We start from the raw sequence: 240 nt of genomic DNA, 5'->3' as shown, positions 1-240 counted from the left end.
CCGGAAATGAGTAATTGTAAAACTCTTTTCCATTCTTATAAAATTATTACACAAAATGAGAAATAAATTTTATTCAATCTTTACATTAGCAATCGGTTCGTTAGCTTTCGGGCAGGTGGGGATTAATACCCAAAATCCACAAGGAATTTTCAATATAGATGGTGCCAAAAATAATGCGACCACAGGAACTCCCACTGCGGCACAGTTAAAAGATGACTTTATTGTAACTGCGTCAGGATC

Annotated in this window: 1 pseudogene; it reads left to right on the top strand. The window is 35.8% G+C overall.

Features of this window, described 5'->3' with window-relative positions:
• Positions 1–55: 55 nt before the first annotated feature.
• Positions 56–240 (top strand): annotated as a pseudogene (locus tag SCA31_RS25280) (hypothetical protein); the annotation flags it as partial.

This window comes from Chryseobacterium sp. SIMBA_028, from assembly GCF_046535285.1.
Classification (GTDB): domain Bacteria; phylum Bacteroidota; class Bacteroidia; order Flavobacteriales; family Weeksellaceae; genus Chryseobacterium.
The sequence above is the reverse complement of the archived record's forward strand: the minus strand, read 5'-3'. Positions and strand labels throughout refer to the sequence as shown.